We start from the raw sequence: 17,288 nt of genomic DNA, 5'->3' as shown, positions 1-17,288 counted from the left end.
CCACGCGCTGTGTGGGAACGATCTGCAATTGGATGTTTATTCTTCGGAGGGCAACACCATCACCCCCCGCACCACCAGATCCTGTATGAACGCCAGCCAGTCCCGCCGCTGGCCTTGGCCGCCCATGTCCTGCCCGAGAAACGAGGTCAGGGTGTGCAGGTTGGAGTTATAGAAGTAGCAGAGCGAGGCGATCATCAGATAGACATGCTTGAGGTCGACATCCTGGCGAAACAGGCCCTGTTGTTGACCGGCTTCGATGATCGGCCTCAGGACCCCCACCGCTTCTCCCGACAGGCGCCGCAATTCGCTGGACTGTCTGGCGTGTTTGCCTTTGTGCAGGTTTTCGATGCTCAGGATGGCGACGAATTCCGGGTGTGTGACGTAGTAGTCCCAAACGAACGCTACCATCTGACGCAACGTTGCAACTGGTGTCGAAGGGTCCAGTTGCAGCGTGCTTTCGGCCTGATTGAAGCGCTCGTAAGTGTGCTCCAGCACCTTCACGAACAGCTTTTCCTTGCTGCCGAAGTAGTAGTAGATCATCCGGTCGTTGGACTCGGCCTCGGCCGAAATCCTTTCTATGCGCCCGCCCGAATAACCGTCGCGGGTGAAGACCGTGATCGCTGCCTGGAGGATGCGCGCGCGGGTTTCTTCGGCTTGTTGCGCGCGGACGCCGGTGTTCTTGCTCATGAGTTTCAGAGAATCCGGTACAGCAGGCGTTCGACCCGCACCCGGCTGACCCGGCGCAGGAAGGTGCGCACGCCCATCGGGTATTCGCTCAAGGTGTCCAGCTCGTCGAATTTGCCCACGTGGTGGGTGTTGCGCATCAACAGGTCGACTTCCTTGGTGCGAGGTTTGAGCCACTCGCCCTTGGGGTCATCGATCAACACCGCGTTTTCCAGGTCGAGCTGGAACGCGCGCGGGTTGAGGTTGTTGCCGGTGAGCACCGTGTAGCGCTCGTCCGACCACAGGCCCTTGAGGTGGAAGGTGTTATCGGCGTCTTTCCACAGGTGAATGTTCAGGTCATGTCTGGCGACAGCGTTCTGATGCTTCTGCATGAAACGACGCAGGCTGATTTCATACAGATACGGTAGCGCGGAAATGACCTTGAACGGTTCCTGCGGCGGGATGAAAAAGTCGTTGGCGGTCTTGTCGCCGATGATGATGTCGATCTTCACGCCGCGTTTGAGTGCGCGGTTGATCTCGCGTTTGACCACCAGCGGCATGTTGAAATAGGGCGTGCAGAGCGTCAGTTGATCGCGGGTCGCGGCAATCAGATCGCAGAGCACCTTGCTCAGCGAATTCTTGTTGCCAATGCCCAGCAGCGGAATGATGCGCAACTGGCCATTTTCACGAACCCCTTCATTCACGTCATAGCTGGCACGCCTGAGGCGCTGGCGGAACTGGCGGATTTCGCCCCGAATGCTGCGAGAGTTTGGCGGCGAGGGCAGGTCGAGACGATACACGGCGTCGGATGGCAGAATTTCCTCCTGGACCAGACGCTGGAATGAATCGGCCAGCGCTTTGTTTTCCAGCAACTGATAGCGATCGAGGCGGTATTTGCCAAGCTTGTGCAAGTAGACATTGTTGATACTGGCGCCGGTGTAGAGCACGCAGTCGTCGATGATGCTGCCTTTGAGGTGCAATACGCCGAACAGCTCGCGGGTCTGCACCGGCACGCCATAGATCGGCACTTCCTGATCGTGCTCCAGGTTCTGCGCCTGATACCACGCCGAGTTGCCCGCCTGCTTGCCCGCGCCGATCAGCCCGCGTTGGGCCCGGAACCAGTCCACCAGCACTACGACGTCCAGCTCCGGGCGGGCGGCCTTGGCGGCATAGAGAGCGTCGAGGATTTCCTGCCCGGCTTCGTCCTGCTGCAGATAAAGGGCGACGATGTAGATACGTTGCGTTGCCGAGGCGATTTTCTCCAGCAGCGTACGGCGATAGTCGGCGGCGCTCGGCAGAATGGTGATCGCCGCGCTGGACGATTCGAAACCGCGCAGCGCGGCAAGGGTAGAACGTCGGAAGGGAGCCCGCATAAGCCTCTCGATGGGTCGAGTCAACAGCGCACGAGCTTACACCAGAGTGCGCCTTGTGGTGCTTTTGGCAGCGGGATCGGAGACTTGTTCAGCGAATCTTCAGCCGACGCGCCACGGGCGGCGTGGGTTCAGGATTGACCGATAGAGGGAACGGCGCATTACCCTGTGGGAGCGAATTCATTCACGAAGGCCAGTACAACGACAAAGACGGTCGTCTGGTCAATTTTTCGCGAATGAATTCGGTCCCACGGTTAATCGTCCATCTTGGCTTCGAGCTTCGGTGATCAGAAATCGAGGGTGCCCGAGAACTTAACCAGCCGCGGATCGCCCTGGGTCAGGTAACCGCCGTTGGCCGACGCCCAGTAATCCTTGTTGGCGATGTTCTCGACGTTGACCCGCAGGGTCACGTCCTTCTCCGCGACCTTGAAGCCGTAGCGCGCGCCTGCATCGAAGCGGTTCCAGCTCGGCAGGCTGAGATTGTTGGCCTGATCGGCATATTGCCCGCCAGTGCGCAGGAAGCGCACGTTCAACGCCACCCCTTGCAGTCTCGGCACGTCCCAGTCGACGCTGGCGTTCATCAGGAAGGTCGGTACACCGATGGCGTGATTGCCATCGGTTGTTCCGCCGGCGGTATCTTCAAGTTTGGATTCCAGGCGAGTCGCGCCGCCCACCAGCCGCAGGCCTTCAACCGGCTCGCCATAGACGCTGAATTCGACGCCGCGGTTGATCTGCTTGCCATCGCGCAAGAAGACATCGCCCTGGATGAAACCGTCGGTAGGCTTTTCGATACGGAATGCAGCCAGATTGGCGCCGAAAGTACCCATGTCGAGTTTGATACCGGCCTCTAGCTGCTTGGTTCGACCTGGCGGGAATGACTGCCCTGCGTTCACCACATTGCCGCTAGCAGTCGGGCCCTGGGCAAGGCCCTCTATACGGTTGGCGTACAGCGACAGCGTTTCGATCGGCTTATAGACGATGCCATACACCGGCGTGGTGATGCCGTCGTCGTAGAGCGCGGTACGGCTGCCCGTGCCCACGTCGTAGTTTTCGACGCGTAACTGTTGACGACGAACCCCGTAGGTCAGCAGTAGCGTGTCATCGAACAGACCCACGGTGTCGGAAAGCGCGAGGCTGCGGTTGCGCGTCTTGCCCGCCAGATCAGGATCGCCGAGATCCCCCGATGCGAAGGTGACCGCGGTAGGTTTGGGCACCGATGGCGTGTTGTAGATGTTGGTCGGCGTGCCGCTATAGAAGACGAAGCCGTTTTCCTGGCGAGTCCAGATGCTGGAAGCACCCAGCGCGACCTGATGGCTGATCGGACCGGTCTGGAATTTGCCGTTCAAACCGGCCATGACGGTGCCGTTTTCTTCGTTGTGATTGATGTTCGAGCCACCAATGGTCGCCGCGCCCGTCGTCGCGTTATTCAGTACCGGTGTGCCGTAGGTGCCGACTTCACGGGTACGTTTGCCGCCGCCCGCCAGGTAGGCGGTCCAGCTGTCACTCAGGTCCCACTCGCCCCGCACCATGCCGAACGTATCTTCGCTTTCCTGGTGGGTCCAGTCCTGGCCATAGTTGTGGTCGGCGTCCGGAGCGTGGGGGATGCCCGTCAATCCGGTGCCCAGCTGCACGTTGTTGCGCAGATGGTTGATGCGTTCTTTCTGATAACCGAAGTCAGTGGAAAGACGGAAATTGTCACCGCGGTAGTCCAGGCCGCCAATGAACAGCTTCGAGCGCTGATCCATGTCGTCGATGGCCGTTTCACCTTCGCGTTGGCTGAGGTTCACGCGGGCGCCGAAACGATTGTCCTCACCGAACCGTTGCCCCAGGTCCAGGTGTTCGCCGATGCGCCCGTCTGTGCTGATGTCCTGGGTGTAGCGACGGGTCGGGGTGTCCTGCGCACGCTTGGGTTGCAGGTTGACACTGCCGCCGAGGCCGGTGCCCGTGGGACTGGCGCCGTTGATAAAGGCGTTGGGGCCCTTGAAGACTTCGACGCGCTCCACGGAGTCGACGGAAATGATCTGCCGAGGCAGCACGCCATACAGGCCATTGAAGGAAATATCGTCGCCGCTCAAAGGCAAGCCGCGGATGGTGAAGACTTGAGCCTGGTTGCCGAACCCCCCGGACTCGCGCACGGATGGGTCGTTGAGCAATACGTCGCCTACGTTCTCGGCCTGCTGATCCTCGATGATTTTCGAGGTGTAGCTGGTCATCGTGAACGGCACGCTCATGTTGTCCTGATTGCCCAGAACGCCCATCTGGCCACCGCGCGCGACCTGACCGCCCGCGAATGCTTCGGGCAGATCACTCGGGGTTTGCTTGAAAGCTTGGGCATCTACAGCGGTGGCACCAAGTTCGATGGCCTGGTCGGCGGCATAGGCGCTGACGCTGAAGGAGCAGCACAGGGCGAGGAGGGTCGGGCGAGAGGGAAAGCATAGAGCCATGGGGTAATCCTGATAAAGCGCGTGGTGATTGAGCCTCCTTGGCAATGCGAGTACGTCTTGTTGCGGATGCTATCAGGAAGTGATTGCGAATTGTTATCAGTTGTTACGAAATTTTTTACATTCTTTTCACATCGATACTGAGTCCATTTATCAGGTCAAGCTCCTGCTGGCCGACCTGGGCCTACCGGCATGGCAGTGCCTCAGCGATATCCCCCTGGCGGTATTCAAGCAGTGTCAGGATATCTGGCTGCAGCCTTTGCGTACTGCATTCGGGCATATCCACGAGTTAGGGAAGCTGAAAGGATCATCACACTTGCAGTGGGGCGACAATCTGATGGGTTACCTGCTGGGATTTCTTCCTGATCGTCGGTTTCGACAAGATCTTCAATGTTTACATGCTGTATCCGACAGCAGTAATTCCGCCTGGCTCCGATATAACCACCGTGTCGCAATAGACCTGCAGGGTGCTCAAGGCTAGGTAGGCCGGCTTAATGAACAGCCGTTCATATCGAAACCCCATGACGTTTTTTGATACACCGCTTCCTACACAAACCAGTCGAATCACCGGAGTAAAGTTTTTCTGACGATTGCCGTTAATGGTTGTGGAAGTCTGACTGAGATACCTGATGTTCAGATGGTTCAGTGCTCATCATGGTTGGAGTGCATAACGTATGGGAAAAGGACTGTAAGTGTGGGATTGATAAAGCAAGTAGTCATTGGGAGTGCGCTGTTGATTGCTACAGGCGCCGCGTCGGCTGCTGTAGCGACCTATCCTGGAAGCGACGATGCGGCTCAGCAACTGGCCCGGGATTACATTCTGAAAGCGGCGAAAACCATATGCGACGACGCTCCGCATGGCGGTGGGCAGAGTAAAACGAAGGTGGGCGCTGTTATCGATGTTGAAACTGCTGCCCTGGTGAAGAAGCTACTGAAAGCCGATATTCGCCTTTCGGGTAACTACGAGAATGAAGCGCACTACGGCGTATTGAAGGAGCAAGTGCTGGAGGCGATGAAGGAAGCCAACCAATGCCGGATCCATGTATTTGACGTGTTGGTTGATAAATTGCTCGTAGCGACACCGGCCCAGCAACCGCTCGTCCCGCGGCAGGTTACCCATGGGGCCAATAGTCCCATCATCAACGGCAATGGCACGGTCAACATCAATGGACATTGACGTCAGGTCAGTCTCCGTAGTTGTGACAGCACTGTGGCTGGCACCCGCAGCGGCCGCTGGCGATGAGAGTACCTATGGGCCGTGTAGTCCGATCGCCAACAATACGTCGGCGCCGGTCAATATCAGTTGCCCTATCCAGATGAAGTCCAATATTCAAGACGCATACTTGATGGCTACTCATCCCACCAAAGTGTTAGTGGAAAAGGTCTCGATTGGCTCGAATATCTATGACGGCTATCGGCGCTTCCTGACAGTGACGTTAAAAAATTCATCCGATCTTCGAGCTGAAGACATCACGGTCTACCCAGTTCGGGAGAAGGAAAACGAACCGATTGCGGCGTCAAAGTTGATCCCCGTTCAGCGTAGCCTGCTTTATAAAAAGATAGGCGGACGAGGGATAACGATAGACGCAGGCCAACAATTTGAATTTCCGGTGGTATCGATTGAGGAGATCAATACCAAGTTGTTCCCTTCTTTGGCTAAAGGGCAATACTGTTTTTACGATGCCAGCGTCGAACACCCGCAGAATACCTGGGACAAACATTCGTCCAGCGTGGCCGATGCTGCATCGGTCAGAAATTTCTTCCCGGTGGCGCTGCGGCTTCGTATCAAATACAGGACGATTTTCAAGCAAACCATTACTAACTACGTTGTGATATTTCTGGTCTACGGGGACACCAAGCGTGGGCACTTTGCGTGGTATCCCTCAACGCTGTCGACGGGCGCTTTAGCGTGCCAAAAGCGGTAGATAGCCTCAGATCACTGGAACTCATGCACAGGTAGTTGGCTCCTCGATTTTGGTATGGACGGTGGGTGTGGTTGATAGATTGTCCCGTGTGGTCACGATACCCAGCGGCCGACATCGCTGATCACCTACCCACAAATCAAAAAGGTGTCTGTTAAATGAGCATGACTTTTTCCGGACAGGTTGCGTTGGTAACCGGTGCCGCTGCGGGTATTGGACGGGCGACGGCACTGGCATTCGCCGAGCAGGGCCTGAAGGTTGTGGTGGTGGATGTGGACGGCGAGGGCGGGGAAGGGACGGCCGAGCTGATTCGTCAGACGGGTGGCGAGGCATTGTTCCTGCTCTGCGACGTGACCCGGGAAGTCGAGGTGCAGCAGATGATGGCCAAGGCCGTCGAGGTATTCGGTCGAGTCGACTATGCGTTCAACAACGCCGGTATCGAGATTGAAAAGGGACGTCTGGCCGAGGGCAGCGAGGCCGAATTCGACGCGATCATGGGCGTGAATGTCAAAGGTGTCTGGCTGTGCATGAAGTATCAGCTACCGGTGATGCTGGCCCAGGGTGGCGGCGCGATCGTCAATACCGCGTCGGTTGCGGGGTTGGGGGCGGCGCCGAAGATGAGTATCTACGCGGCCTCCAAACATGCGGTGATCGGGCTGACCAAGTCGGCCGCGATCGAGTACGCCAAGAAGCATATTCGGGTCAATGCGGTGTGCCCCGCGGTGATCGACACCGACATGTTCCGCCGCGCCCATGAGGCCGACCCGCGCAAGGCCGAGTTCGCCGCGACCATGCATCCAGTGGGGCGGATCGGTAAAGTCGAGGAAATCGCCAGCGCCGTGTTGTACCTGTGCAGCGACGGCGCAGCCTTCACCACCGGACATTCGCTGGCGGTGGACGGTGGGGTTACGGCGTTTTGATCGGGTAACGCCCTCATCTGTCGCAGTCCTGCTTGCCGGCGATGGCGATTTTGAATGCGCCAGCGCCAGCAAGCCGTGCTGCTGAGCACTATCTCCCGCACGTATTCAGCTAAGCTGCTTGGGCTGTTCATCTTCAGGGAGCACCGATGGAGCACTTGTGGTTTGCCTACCCGTTAATCAGCGCGTCTGTGTTGATAGTCATCGATCTGGTGCTCTGGCAGTGGATGCATCCCAGGCTGCTGCGGCGCAAGCTGGTCTGCCGACTGGTGTTGTTCGTCCTGTTCAGCATGGCATTGCTCGACGGTGGTTTAAGCCCTCTATATCCGGTGCCGGCCGAGTGGTCCGTGGCTCGCCATGTGCTGGCGACGATCCTGACTATCGCCTGGTGGCTGTTCGGCGCGCGAACCCTGACCGCGCTGGCCATAGTAGTCATGGAGCCGCGCGTCGGCGGCAAGGGCCATCTGCTGCAAGACGTGATGGGCGCGATCATCTTCCTTGTCGCTGTCGTGGCCGCTGCCGGGTATGTTCTGGATTTGCCGGTCAAGGGCTTGCTGGCGACCTCCGGCGCGGTGGCCATCATCCTCGGCCTGGCGGTGCAGAGCACGCTGGGCGACGTATTTTCCGGCATCGTGCTCAATGCCACCAAACCGTTTCGCGTCGATGACTGGATTCGTGTCGACGACATCGAAGGCAAGGTCATAGAGATCGATTGGCGCTCCACCCATCTGCTGACTGCCGAAGGCAGCATGGCGGTGATTCCCAACGCCATGGCGGCCAAGACTCGGATCGTCAATTTCAGCCGCCCCGACCACTTCCATTCCATCAGCCTAAGCATCGAACTGCCGACGCGTCTGCGTCCAAGTCTGGTACTGGACTCGCTGGAAAAGGCGATTCTCGGTTGCCGCGAATTGCTGGCCCAGCCCAAGGCGTCGGCGGTGGTGGTGAAATCCGGGATGCGCAGCGTCGAGTACGAAGTCACCGGCTACGTGAAGTCCCGCGACCGTCGCTCGGCGGTGCGCAATCAACTGTACGACCTCATCCATCGCCAACTGGCTGCCACTGAAACCCGCATGGATCAATCGCGCCCGTCGACCCGGCAATCGGCGGTGCTCAACACCGTTGGCGCACTGCGCATGCTCAGCGACGAAGACCGCGCCCAGCTCGAGCATCACATGCGCCTTGGCGCGTACTCAGCCAAGGATGTGGTGCTGGCCGAAGGCGTTTTGCCCGATGCGCTGTACATCATCGAGTCTGGCGTGCTGTCGGTGTCGATTCAGCGACCGGATGGCTGGATGGAAATAGGACGCATGGGGCCGGGCGAGCTGTTTGGGGAGACCGCTTTTGTCGACGGGACGCCGACGGTGGGCCGCTTCTGCGCCTACACCGATTGCATGATTTACCGCATCGACAAGGCCGATCTGGAGCCCTGGTTACAAGAACACAGCGAGCTGGTCGGGGCACTGGCCGGACTTGCGGAATTCCGCACCAAGGCACGTGCCGCGATGCTGGAAACCAAGCCGGTGCTTACCGATCCGAGCGGCTTCATGGGTTGGCTGCGCAAGAATGTGACACGTTTTCAGGCCAGTCGTGTGCCGGGGCCGAATGACAAGATGAGCTGATAATTCTCACGGTTCGCCATGCCGTTTCCACGGTCGCGTTCAGGAAAGTCTCGCGAGGCGTAACGATACCCGCCTCTGGATTCAACGCAGGGAGTGCTCTACATTGCCCGTTCATTCGAAAGCCAGTCGAGTCGTTGAAATGCCTGTGTCCCGCCCGCCCCTAAACCCCCGTGTACTGCGCGCGGGGGATGCCGTCGCTCTGGTATCGCCTGCCGGCCCTGTGGCCGAGGCAAGAGTTGAAGCGGCGGTACGCGAACTGTCTTCCTGGGGACTGCGGCCCAAGGTCTACCCCCATGCGTTGGATGCCGAGCACTTTCTGGCCGGCAGCGACGCCAACCGCGCCGCCGACCTGAACGACGCGCTGGCCGATCCTGAAGTCCGCGCGGTGCTGTGTACGCGGGGCGGATATGGCGTCCAGCGAATCCTCGAACATGTCGACTACGCTGCCGTGCGCCGCGATCCGAAGCTGGTGGTGGGCTTCTCCGACATCACCGCCTTGCACGCCGCGCTGTGGTCCCACACCGGGTTGGTCACTATTCATGGACCGGTCGCCGCGCAACTGGAGCGGGGCGGCCTGTTCGCCAGCACCCTCAGGCATGCGCTGATGAGCACCGAGCCGCTGGTGGTAGAGGCTGACCGGGACGAGCCGACCTTCAGCGTGCGCACTTGCGGCGTCGCCCACGGCACTTTGCTCGGCGGCAATCTGAGCATTCTCAGCACCTGTGTCGGCACGCCATTCATGCCAGACCTCGATGGCGCGATTCTACTGATCGAAGACGTGGGCGAACTGGCCTATCGGGTGGATCGCATGCTGACCCATCTGGGCAACTGCGGTTTGCTCAAACGCCTGGCAGGCGTTGCGGTCGGGCAGTTCAGCGAACCGGGGCATGGCAATAATTCCATCCGACCTTTTGATGTGTTGAGCGAGCGCCTTGGTCATCTCGGCATTCCCGTACTGGGCGGTTTGCCAATTGGTCATGGCGAACGGAATCTGGCGGTGGCACTGGGCAGTCGTGCCACCCTCGATGCCGATGCAGGGACGCTGACGGTTGCCTCTGCTGCCCGTTGATGCACCCTACAGCGAGCGTTACCGGCGCACAGATTTCCCCCCAATGCCCGGTTTTGCTCCGTCATGGCGCGTTACCTTTCGTCGCATCGCAGCCCTGATTACGGCTCCAGACCTGCCCGCAGCCCTGTTGAAGATTGTCCTTGCGCCGATAACCATTCTGTAAGCGACCTTGGCGTAGCTATTTGCCATTATGCCGGCTTCGGACGCTTGTTTTACGGCTGGCCCGTTGCGAATCTGCACGAAAATTGAATGGCTGTGCTGAACATGGCCTCGTTATGTGTGCCTTCTAGTTGTGCATTGGGGACTGAACATTATGATTTCGGCCGTGCAATCGCGTTTTGCCAATCTCGGAATGGCGAAGAAACTGGGTATCGGATTCGTCCTCGTTCTATTGTTGACCGCCCTGGTTGCCGCGATCGGGGTTTGGTCGTTGCGTTCGATCAGCGTGCATTTTGACAGCCTCAAAGAGATGACCGCTCTCAATACCGGACTCAATCGCGTACGTCTGCAGGAGCAGGACTACGCGCTGCACAGCGACCCCAAGGTCGTCGACGAACTGCATGCCGGTCTTGACCGGTTGAACGCCCAGGCCGAAGAGCTCAAGACGACTTCGGCAGTCAATCAGCAGGTCATGAGTGAAGTCCAACAAGCGCTGGCCGCCTACCGCAAATCCTTCGACGAGTTCGTCAGCATCAGTCAGAGCAAGGACCTGGCACTGGAAATGGCCAGTTGGTCGGTGTCCAGTGTGGCCAACAACCTGGATGTGCTGCAGGCCGGGCTTGCCGATGACGGAGCCTATAACCTCAAGGATTCTCAGGGTCAGCAGGGTTCGGAATTCATCGAGCAGTCGAGTCAGATCAGTCAGATTTCCAAGTTGATGATGCAGGCCATGGACGAGGCCCGTGTGCGCCTGGACAAGAGCCGCAAGACCGGCTCGGGTGAAGAACCCAAGGCCGGCAATATCGAGCAGGCGGTGCAGGCTCAGGAACTGGCCGAGCAGATCAAGGGTGTGATCAAGGACCCGGGCTATCTCACCGTGTTGACCGAAGTCAGCGGGCACATCACCAACTTCAGCGACAAACTCAACGAATACACCGGCCTGCTGGCGGACGAGGCCAAAGTCTCACAGCAGCTGGCCAGCAATGCGAAAACCGTGGGGCAGCAGGTCGATCAGGCTTACGACGCTGAAGACCAATCGATGCTCGGTGAATTGAAAGCCAACTCGCTGATGATTATCGGTTCCTCGGTTCTGGCCCTGTTCGTCGGCTTGATCGCCTCCTTTGTGATCACTCGCATCATCGTCGCGCCCTTGCGCAGCGTGATCGCCATTGCCCAGCGCATTGCTTCAGGCGACTTGAGCGGCAACGTGCAGATTGCCCGCAAGGATGAAATCGGCCAGCTGATGCAGGCCATGCAACAGATGGGCGCGGGATTGAGCGGCATTGTCAGCGGGTTGCAAGCGGGTATCGAGCAATTGGCGACATCTGCGCATTCATTGTCGGCGGTCACCGAACAGACCAATCTGGAGGTCAGCACCCAGAAGGAAGAGACAGAGCAGGTGGCCACGGCCATGAACCAGATGACCGCAACCGTGCACGATGTCGCGCGCAACGCCGAGGAAGCGGCACTGGCCGCGCAGACCGCCGACACCAAGGTCGATAGCGGACAGGCGGTGGTGCGGCAGAGCATGCAGCGGATCGAGCAATTGGCGACGTCGGCGAACTCGGCCAGCCACAGCATCGAAAACCTCAGCGCCGAAATCCAGAACATCGGCAAGGTGCTGGGCGTGATCAAGAGCGTCGCCGAACAGACCAACCTGCTGGCCCTCAACGCCGCCATCGAGGCAGCACGCGCGGGTGAGCAGGGTAGGGGCTTTGCGGTGGTCGCTGATGAGGTGCGGGCACTGGCCAAGCGCACGCAACAGTCGACCGAAGAAATCGAGCGTCTGGTCACCAGTCTGCAAAGCGGGGCGCAGGCATCGGTGGCGCAAATTCAGAGCAGCGGCGAACTGGTCAAGCTGGCGGTCAGCGATGCGCTGCAGACTGAAAGCGCGTTGGGCAGCATTGCCGCGGCGGTGTCGTTGATTCAGCAGATGAACCAGCAGATTGCCGCGGCGGCCGAAGAGCAAAGCTCGGTGGCTGAAGAGATCAACCGCAGTGTCACCAGCATCCGCGCCAGCGCCGATCAGTCAGCCTTGGCGATGCAGGGCAACGCCGCTTCCAGTATCGAGTTGGCATCGCTGGGAATGGAATTGAAGGGGATGGTGGGGCATTTCAGATTGTGACCTCACCCGATAGCCGAAACATGCAGTTGATCTGACAGACGATGCATGACCTGTGGGAGTGAGCAAGCTCACTCCCACAGTGGCGATAGCCTCAGGCTTTGCGGTAGTTAAGAATCACCAACGTCAACACCCCTGCCACAATGCCCCAGAACGCCGACCCAATGGAGAACAGCGTCAGCCCTGACGCCGTGACCATGAAGGTGATCAACGCTGCTTCACGCTCCTTCGGTTGGCTCATGGCAACCGTCAGGCCGTTGATGATCGAGCCGAACAGCGCCAGTGCCGCGATCGACAGCACCAGTTCCTTGGGAAAGGCTGCGAACAGTGCCGCGAGGGTCGCGCCGAACACTCCCGCGATGGCGTAGAAAATCCCGCACCAGATAGCTGCCGTATAGCGCTTGTTCCGGTCCTCGTGGGCGTGCGGGCCGGTGCAGATCGCGGCGCTGATCGCCGCCATGGTGATGCCGTGGGCGCCGAACGGGGCCGTGATCAGCGAGATCAGACCGGTAGCGCTGATCAGCGGCGAAGCGGGCACCTGATAATCATCGGCGCGCAGCACGGCAATGCCAGGCATGTTCTGCGAGGTCATGGCGACGACGAACAGCGGAATGCCAATGCTGATAGTCGCGCCCAGCGAAAACGACGGTGTGGTCCAGACCGGCACTGCGACCTCCAGATTGAAGCCGCTGAAATTGAGCATGCCGAGCATCGCCGACAGCGCCACCCCCACCAGCAGCGTGACCAGCACCGCGTAGCGCAGCGAATAGCGCTTGACGATCAGGTAGGTGAAAAACATGCCTAGCACCAGTCCGGTGCGATGTTGCGCAGCGACGAAAATTTCGCTGCCGATCTTGAACAGAATGCCTGCCAGCAGTGCTGCCGCCAGCGAAGTGGGCAGACGTTTGACCAGTTTTTCGAAACTGCCGGTGATGCCGCAGATGAACACCAGAATTGCACTGGTGATATAGGCCCCGATGGCTTCGGGGTAGGCCACATGACCCAGACTGGTGATCAGCAGCGCGGCCCCCGGCGTCGACCAGGCCACGGTGATCGGTGAGCGATAGCGCAACGACAGACCAATGCTGCAGACCGCCATGCCCATGAACAGCGCCCAGATCCACGAAGAAATCTGCGCCGAAGTCAGGCCGGCTGCTTGCCCGGCCTGAAAGATCAGCACCAGCGAACTGGTGACGCCGGTCATCATCGCAATGAAACCGGCGACGATGGCCGAGGGCGAGGAATCAGTCAGCGGGCGCAAGGGAAGGTGGGTCGCGTCAGTCATGCGGTCGTTCCTTGGAACTGCGATGTGATGAGCTGCAAGCCTATACGCAGTTGTGACGGTTCGTTGCGATACAGCCACAAGCGCAATAATCGGCACAGTTTGGCGCGGTGTAATGCCTGTCCAATAGCGCCTGAACGACGACGGACCCGTGGGAGCGAATTCATTCGCCAGACGTCGGTACAGTCGATAGGGATTTATCGTTTGAAATAACCCATCGCGAACGAATTCGCTGCCACAGCAATGTGTGTGCTAAATCCCGGCGGTGTTCTCAGCTGCGACCGAGCGTGTTGCCCAACGCCTGATTCACCGCCAGCCAACCATCCACCGCTTCACGTCCGGCCTCGGCGAACACCCGCTGCAGCAATTTCACCTGCTCACGTCGCAAGGACTCTTCGAACTTCGCCCCCTCGGCTGTCAGCTGCAGAAGGCGTTTGCGCTTGTCGTCTTCGGGCGCAACGCTGAGCACCAGTTCCATCTCCATCAACTGGCGCAGCGGCGTGTTCAGCGCCTGCTTGCTCACTCCGAGCACACCGAGCAATTGCTTCACGCTCAAGCCAGGGTAACGGGCGATGAAAAACACGATGCGCTGATGCACGCGACTCAGTCCCCGGCGTTCGAGCATCGCGTCGGCCTTGGCCGTGAACGCCTGATAGCCGAAGAAAAAGGCTTCCATGGCGATTTGCTGGGTCGAAGATTTTTTAAGGTCAAGCATATTGACGTATCCGGGTGTGTCGTCGTAATTTCGGTCAAGCAGTTTGACGTATTTCCATTTATTTCCGCCAGCGGTGATCTCATGGCTTTTTCTGAACGCGTCACCCGTTTGAAGAGTTCTCTGATTCGCGAAATCCTCGCCGCTGCCCAGCGTCCCGAGATGATGTCCTTTGCCGGTGGTCTGCCCGCCGAGGCCATGCTGCCGCAGAGCGAGTGGTCCGGCATGCCGCGCAGCATGGGCCAGTACGGCATGAGCGAGGGCGAGCCGCAGCTGCGTGAAGCGCTTGCCGCTCAGGCCCGGGCACTGGGGATTGCTTGCGAGGCGAGCCAGGTGATGATCGTCAGCGGCTCCCAACAGACGCTGGATCTGGCGGCCAAACTGTACATCGACAAAGGCACGGAGATCTTGCTGGAAGGCCCGACATACCTGGCCGCGCTGCAGATTTTCCAGTTGTTCGGCGCCGACTGCCTGACCGTACCTTTGCTGGCCGAAGGACCGGATCTGAATGTGCTGCGTCAGCGTCTGGAACAGCACCAGCCATCTTTTGCCTATCTGATCCCGACGTTCCAGAACCCGTCGGCCGTGCGTTATAGCGAGACGGCGCGGGACGCGGTGGCGGCGTTGCTCGATGAATTCGGCGTGACCCTGATCGAAGACGAGCCTTATCGCGAGCTGACCTTCGACGGTGGCAGCGCCCGGCCGATCGTCAGTCGCCTGCAGAAAGCCAGCTGGATCTATACCGGGACCGTCTCCAAGACCCTGATGCCCGGTTTACGTGTGGGTTACCTAATCGCCAGCGCCGATCTGTTTCCGCATCTGCTGAAACTCAAGCAAGCTGCTGATTTGCACACCAATCGCGTCGGCCAATGGCAGGCTCTGCAATGGATTGGCAGCGAGCAGTACCAACAGCACCTGCTGGAGTTGCGCGGCTTCTACCGCACTCGCCGCGATCAGTTCGAAGCCGCGTTGCAACGTCACTTCAGTGATCTGGCCGAGTGGAACAGCCCCCAAGGCGGGTTGTTCTTCTGGCTGACGCTTAACGAGAAACTCGATACCCGTTCGCTGCTCGACACCGCGCTGGCGCAAAACGTCGCGTTCATGCCCGGCGAGCCATTTTTTACTGACCCGGACGCCAATCCCGGTTACTTGCGCCTGAACTTCAGCCACATCGATCCACAACGTCTGGACGAAGGACTGAAACGACTGGCAGCTGTCATCAGACACGCGCAAACGGCCCTTGCGGCCTGATACATTGCGCCCACGCATCACCGCAGGATTGAGGGGGAGAGCAGCAGATGTACAAGGTTTACGGCGATTACAACTCAGGCAACTGCTACAAGATCAAGCTGATGCTCAATTTGCTCGGCGCGCAATACCAATGGATACCGGTCGACATTCTCAATGGCGAGACCGAAACCGAGGCGTTTCTGGCGAAGAATCCCAACGGTAAGATTCCGGTGCTGGAACTCGAGGACGGCACCTGCCTGTGGGAGTCCAATGCGATCCTCAACTTCCTGGCCGAAGGCACGCCTTATCTGCTGACCGAACCGCGCCTGCGCACGCAGATGCTGCAGTGGCAGTTCTTCGAGCAATACAGCCATGAACCGAGCATCGCCGTGGCGCGCTTCATTCAGTTTTATCTGGGGCTGCCGCAAGAGCGTCTGGAAGAGTATCGGTCGTTGCACAAGCGCGGTTACAAGGCGTTGAGAGTCATGGAACAGCAGCTGCTGCGCACGCCGTTCCTGGTGGGTGAGCAGTTCTCCATCGCCGACATCGCGCTTTACGCCTACACACACGTCGCCCATCAGGCCGGTTTCGACCTGGCCCAGTTCCCGGCAATCCAAGCCTGGCTGGAGCGGGTCAAGCAGCAGCCGGGCTATGTCGGCATGCTGGATTGACCTCTGAAGAATAAAAAACCGGCCTTGGCAGCAGTGGCCGGTTTTTTTATGTCTGAATGTTGTGTCCGGTAAAAAACCGGACCGCAGCGCTTAAGCTGCGCCCCGTCTGGCCTGGTCCGGCGATCATTCAAGGAAAAATGGAGAATTCAATGCGGTACATGATGATAGCGCTCGGCATGCTCATGGCCTTGGGGATCGGCTGTTCTGCCCAAGCCGAGGATTGCGATGCCAATCAGGCCACGATGAATCAATGCGCAAGCAAACAATACGCGGCGCTGGATGCCGAGTTGAACAAGCAGTACAAGGCGCAGATGTCGTACCTGACCACTGCGCAACGCAAGAAGGCGCTGCAGGATGCGCAGAAGAAATGGATCGCGTTTCGTGATGCCGATTGCCAGTATCAGGCCGGCAAACGTGAGGATGGCGGTAGCATGTGGCCGCTGGTGCAGGCGCAGTGCCTGTCTGAGCAGACCAAGGTGCGAGTCGAACAGTTGAAGGCTTATACGGCGTGTCGGGAAGAGGGCTGCCCGCGTTGAAGGGCGCGATCTCAGACATGAAGCAAGTGTCAGGGGCAACCCAGTCAACCTGTGGGAGAATTCATTCGCGAAAGGCCGGTGCAGTCGATAAATGTTCATCGTCTGTAAAACCGAATCGCGAATGAATTCGCTGCCGCAGGGGGCGGTCGCCAAGCTTTAAGTCAGCAAGGTCTGGCGTGGTTCAAACCGCCGAAAAGCGCTGGTTAAGGTAATCGATGATTACCTTGGACTCATACATCCACACGGTCTGTCCGGCTTCTTCGATGCGCAGGCACGGCACCTTGATCTTGCCGCCTTCATTGAGCAGGGTCTGGCGGTCCAGCTCATTGTTTTTCGCATCGCGCAGCGCCACCGGAACGTTCAATCGGCGCAGGGTGCGGCGCGTCTTTACGCAGAACGGGCAGGCGTTGAACTGATACAGCGTCAGGTCTCTGGCCGAAGCCTCGACCTTCGCCTGAGCCTCAGGCGTACGTTTTTTCTTGCTGGGACGGGTCAGGAAGTCGCCCAAAATGACCAACTGGCCAAGGCCGACCCTCAATGCCTTCATCAACATGCTTGAAACCTCGCAGCCG

Annotated in this window: 15 protein-coding genes and 2 pseudogenes; 11 read left to right on the top strand and 6 right to left on the bottom strand. The window is 58.9% G+C overall.

Translation table 11 applies throughout. The annotated features are described in order from the left end of the window. Positions 1-36: 36 nt before the first annotated feature. The 3 genes from ACRER8_RS03080 to ACRER8_RS03070 form a co-directional block, all read right to left on the bottom strand. A complete protein-coding gene (locus tag ACRER8_RS03080) occupies positions 37-687 on the bottom strand; it encodes a TetR family transcriptional regulator (RefSeq protein WP_431744885.1) in 651 nt (216 codons plus the stop codon). Between the two features lie 5 nt (positions 688-692). Then, entirely contained in the window at positions 693-2,036 is a 1,344-nt protein-coding gene (pssA, locus tag ACRER8_RS03075) for a CDP-diacylglycerol--serine O-phosphatidyltransferase (protein WP_431744884.1), read from the bottom strand. A 284-nt stretch (positions 2,037-2,320) separates the two neighbouring features. After that, positions 2,321-4,477 carry a TonB-dependent receptor gene (locus tag ACRER8_RS03070; RefSeq protein WP_431744883.1) on the bottom strand — a complete coding sequence of 719 codons (2,157 nt, stop codon included), beginning with the start codon at positions 4,475-4,477 and terminating at the stop codon, positions 2,321-2,323. Positions 4,478-4,640: 163 nt separating this feature from the next. Between ACRER8_RS03070 and ACRER8_RS03065 the strand changes: the two are divergent. The 8 genes and pseudogenes from ACRER8_RS03065 to ACRER8_RS03030 all read left to right on the top strand — a co-directional run. Beyond that, positions 4,641-4,801: pseudogene (locus tag ACRER8_RS03065) on the top strand (MFS transporter); the annotation flags it as partial. A gap of 367 nt (positions 4,802-5,168) precedes the next feature. Then, a complete protein-coding gene (locus tag ACRER8_RS03060) occupies positions 5,169-5,651 on the top strand; it encodes a hypothetical protein (protein WP_431744882.1) in 483 nt (160 codons plus the stop codon). Next, on the top strand, positions 5,641-6,399 hold the full coding sequence (locus ACRER8_RS03055; RefSeq protein ID WP_431744881.1) for a hypothetical protein: 759 nt from the start codon (positions 5,641-5,643) through the stop codon (positions 6,397-6,399). Before ACRER8_RS03060 ends, ACRER8_RS03055 begins: the two co-directional genes overlap by 11 nt. Positions 6,400-6,554: 155 nt before the next feature. Then, entirely contained in the window at positions 6,555-7,316 is a 762-nt protein-coding gene (locus ACRER8_RS03050) for an SDR family oxidoreductase (protein WP_431744880.1), read from the top strand. A gap of 146 nt (positions 7,317-7,462) precedes the next feature. Further along, positions 7,463-8,935: a mechanosensitive ion channel domain-containing protein gene (locus ACRER8_RS03045; protein WP_431744879.1), complete on the top strand. Its 1,473-nt coding sequence runs from the start codon at positions 7,463-7,465 to the stop codon at positions 8,933-8,935. A gap of 139 nt (positions 8,936-9,074) precedes the next feature. After that, positions 9,075-10,004, top strand: a complete 930-nt coding sequence (locus ACRER8_RS03040; protein ID WP_431744878.1) for a S66 peptidase family protein — start codon at positions 9,075-9,077, stop codon at positions 10,002-10,004. A gap of 313 nt (positions 10,005-10,317) precedes the next feature. Further along, positions 10,318-11,427: pseudogene (locus ACRER8_RS03035) on the top strand (HAMP domain-containing protein); the annotation flags it as partial. Further along, entirely contained in the window at positions 11,407-12,288 is an 882-nt protein-coding gene (locus ACRER8_RS03030) for a methyl-accepting chemotaxis protein (protein WP_431744969.1), read from the top strand. The pseudogene ACRER8_RS03035 and the gene ACRER8_RS03030, both read left to right, overlap by 21 nt. Positions 12,289-12,379: 91 nt before the next feature. On the opposite strand, the gene ACRER8_RS03025 is transcribed toward ACRER8_RS03030, so the two are convergent. Continuing rightward, positions 12,380-13,570 (bottom strand): benzoate/H(+) symporter BenE family transporter, encoded by a 1,191-nt coding sequence (locus ACRER8_RS03025; protein ID WP_431744877.1) that lies wholly within the window; start codon positions 13,568-13,570, stop codon positions 12,380-12,382. Positions 13,571-13,838: 268 nt separating this feature from the next. Next, on the bottom strand, positions 13,839-14,282 hold the full coding sequence (locus ACRER8_RS03020) for a MarR family transcriptional regulator (RefSeq protein ID WP_431744876.1): 444 nt from the start codon (positions 14,280-14,282) through the stop codon (positions 13,839-13,841). Between the two features lie 81 nt (positions 14,283-14,363). On the opposite strand from ACRER8_RS03020, the gene ACRER8_RS03015 reads away from it, so the two are divergent. The 3 genes from ACRER8_RS03015 (at position 14,364) to ACRER8_RS03005 (ending at position 16,716) form a co-directional block, all read left to right on the top strand. Then, on the top strand, positions 14,364-15,530 hold the full coding sequence (locus ACRER8_RS03015) for a PLP-dependent aminotransferase family protein (protein ID WP_431744875.1): 1,167 nt from the start codon (positions 14,364-14,366) through the stop codon (positions 15,528-15,530). Between the two features lie 47 nt (positions 15,531-15,577). Then, on the top strand, positions 15,578-16,180 hold the full coding sequence (locus tag ACRER8_RS03010) for a glutathione S-transferase family protein (RefSeq protein WP_431744874.1): 603 nt from the start codon (positions 15,578-15,580) through the stop codon (positions 16,178-16,180). A gap of 149 nt (positions 16,181-16,329) precedes the next feature. Then, a complete protein-coding gene (locus ACRER8_RS03005) occupies positions 16,330-16,716 on the top strand; it encodes a lysozyme inhibitor LprI family protein (protein WP_431744873.1) in 387 nt (128 codons plus the stop codon). A gap of 181 nt (positions 16,717-16,897) precedes the next feature. On the opposite strand, the gene ACRER8_RS03000 is transcribed toward ACRER8_RS03005, so the two are convergent. After that, a complete protein-coding gene (locus ACRER8_RS03000; protein ID WP_431744872.1) occupies positions 16,898-17,269 on the bottom strand; it encodes a glutathione S-transferase N-terminal domain-containing protein in 372 nt (123 codons plus the stop codon). Positions 17,270-17,288: the final 19 nt, after the last annotated feature.

The organism is Pseudomonas sp., assembly GCF_050739935.1.
Taxonomy (GTDB): Bacteria; Pseudomonadota; Gammaproteobacteria; order Pseudomonadales; family Pseudomonadaceae; genus Aquipseudomonas.
The sequence above is the reverse complement of the archived record's forward strand: the minus strand, read 5'-3'. Positions and strand labels throughout refer to the sequence as shown.

Coding starts and splice junctions, on each gene's coding strand:
- ACRER8_RS03070 (WP_431744883.1), bottom strand. CDS start 4,477: ATGGCTCTATGCTTTCCCTCTCGCCCGACCCTCCTCGCCCTGTGCTGC.
- ACRER8_RS03010 (WP_431744874.1), top strand. CDS start 15,578: ATGTACAAGGTTTACGGCGATTACAACTCAGGCAACTGCTACAAGATC.
- ACRER8_RS03015 (WP_431744875.1), top strand. CDS start 14,364: ATGGCTTTTTCTGAACGCGTCACCCGTTTGAAGAGTTCTCTGATTCGC.
- pssA (WP_431744884.1), bottom strand. CDS start 2,036: ATGCGGGCTCCCTTCCGACGTTCTACCCTTGCCGCGCTGCGCGGTTTC.
- ACRER8_RS03005 (WP_431744873.1), top strand. CDS start 16,330: ATGCGGTACATGATGATAGCGCTCGGCATGCTCATGGCCTTGGGGATC.
- ACRER8_RS03020 (WP_431744876.1), bottom strand. CDS start 14,282: ATGCTTGACCTTAAAAAATCTTCGACCCAGCAAATCGCCATGGAAGCC.
- ACRER8_RS03040 (WP_431744878.1), top strand. CDS start 9,075: ATGCCTGTGTCCCGCCCGCCCCTAAACCCCCGTGTACTGCGCGCGGGG.
- ACRER8_RS03080 (WP_431744885.1), bottom strand. CDS start 687: ATGAGCAAGAACACCGGCGTCCGCGCGCAACAAGCCGAAGAAACCCGC.
- ACRER8_RS03045 (WP_431744879.1), top strand. CDS start 7,463: ATGGAGCACTTGTGGTTTGCCTACCCGTTAATCAGCGCGTCTGTGTTG.
- ACRER8_RS03050 (WP_431744880.1), top strand. CDS start 6,555: ATGAGCATGACTTTTTCCGGACAGGTTGCGTTGGTAACCGGTGCCGCT.
- ACRER8_RS03030 (WP_431744969.1), top strand. CDS start 11,407: ATGCAGGCCATGCAACAGATGGGCGCGGGATTGAGCGGCATTGTCAGC.
- ACRER8_RS03025 (WP_431744877.1), bottom strand. CDS start 13,570: ATGACTGACGCGACCCACCTTCCCTTGCGCCCGCTGACTGATTCCTCG.
- ACRER8_RS03000 (WP_431744872.1), bottom strand. CDS start 17,269: ATGTTGATGAAGGCATTGAGGGTCGGCCTTGGCCAGTTGGTCATTTTG.
- ACRER8_RS03055 (WP_431744881.1), top strand. CDS start 5,641: ATGGACATTGACGTCAGGTCAGTCTCCGTAGTTGTGACAGCACTGTGG.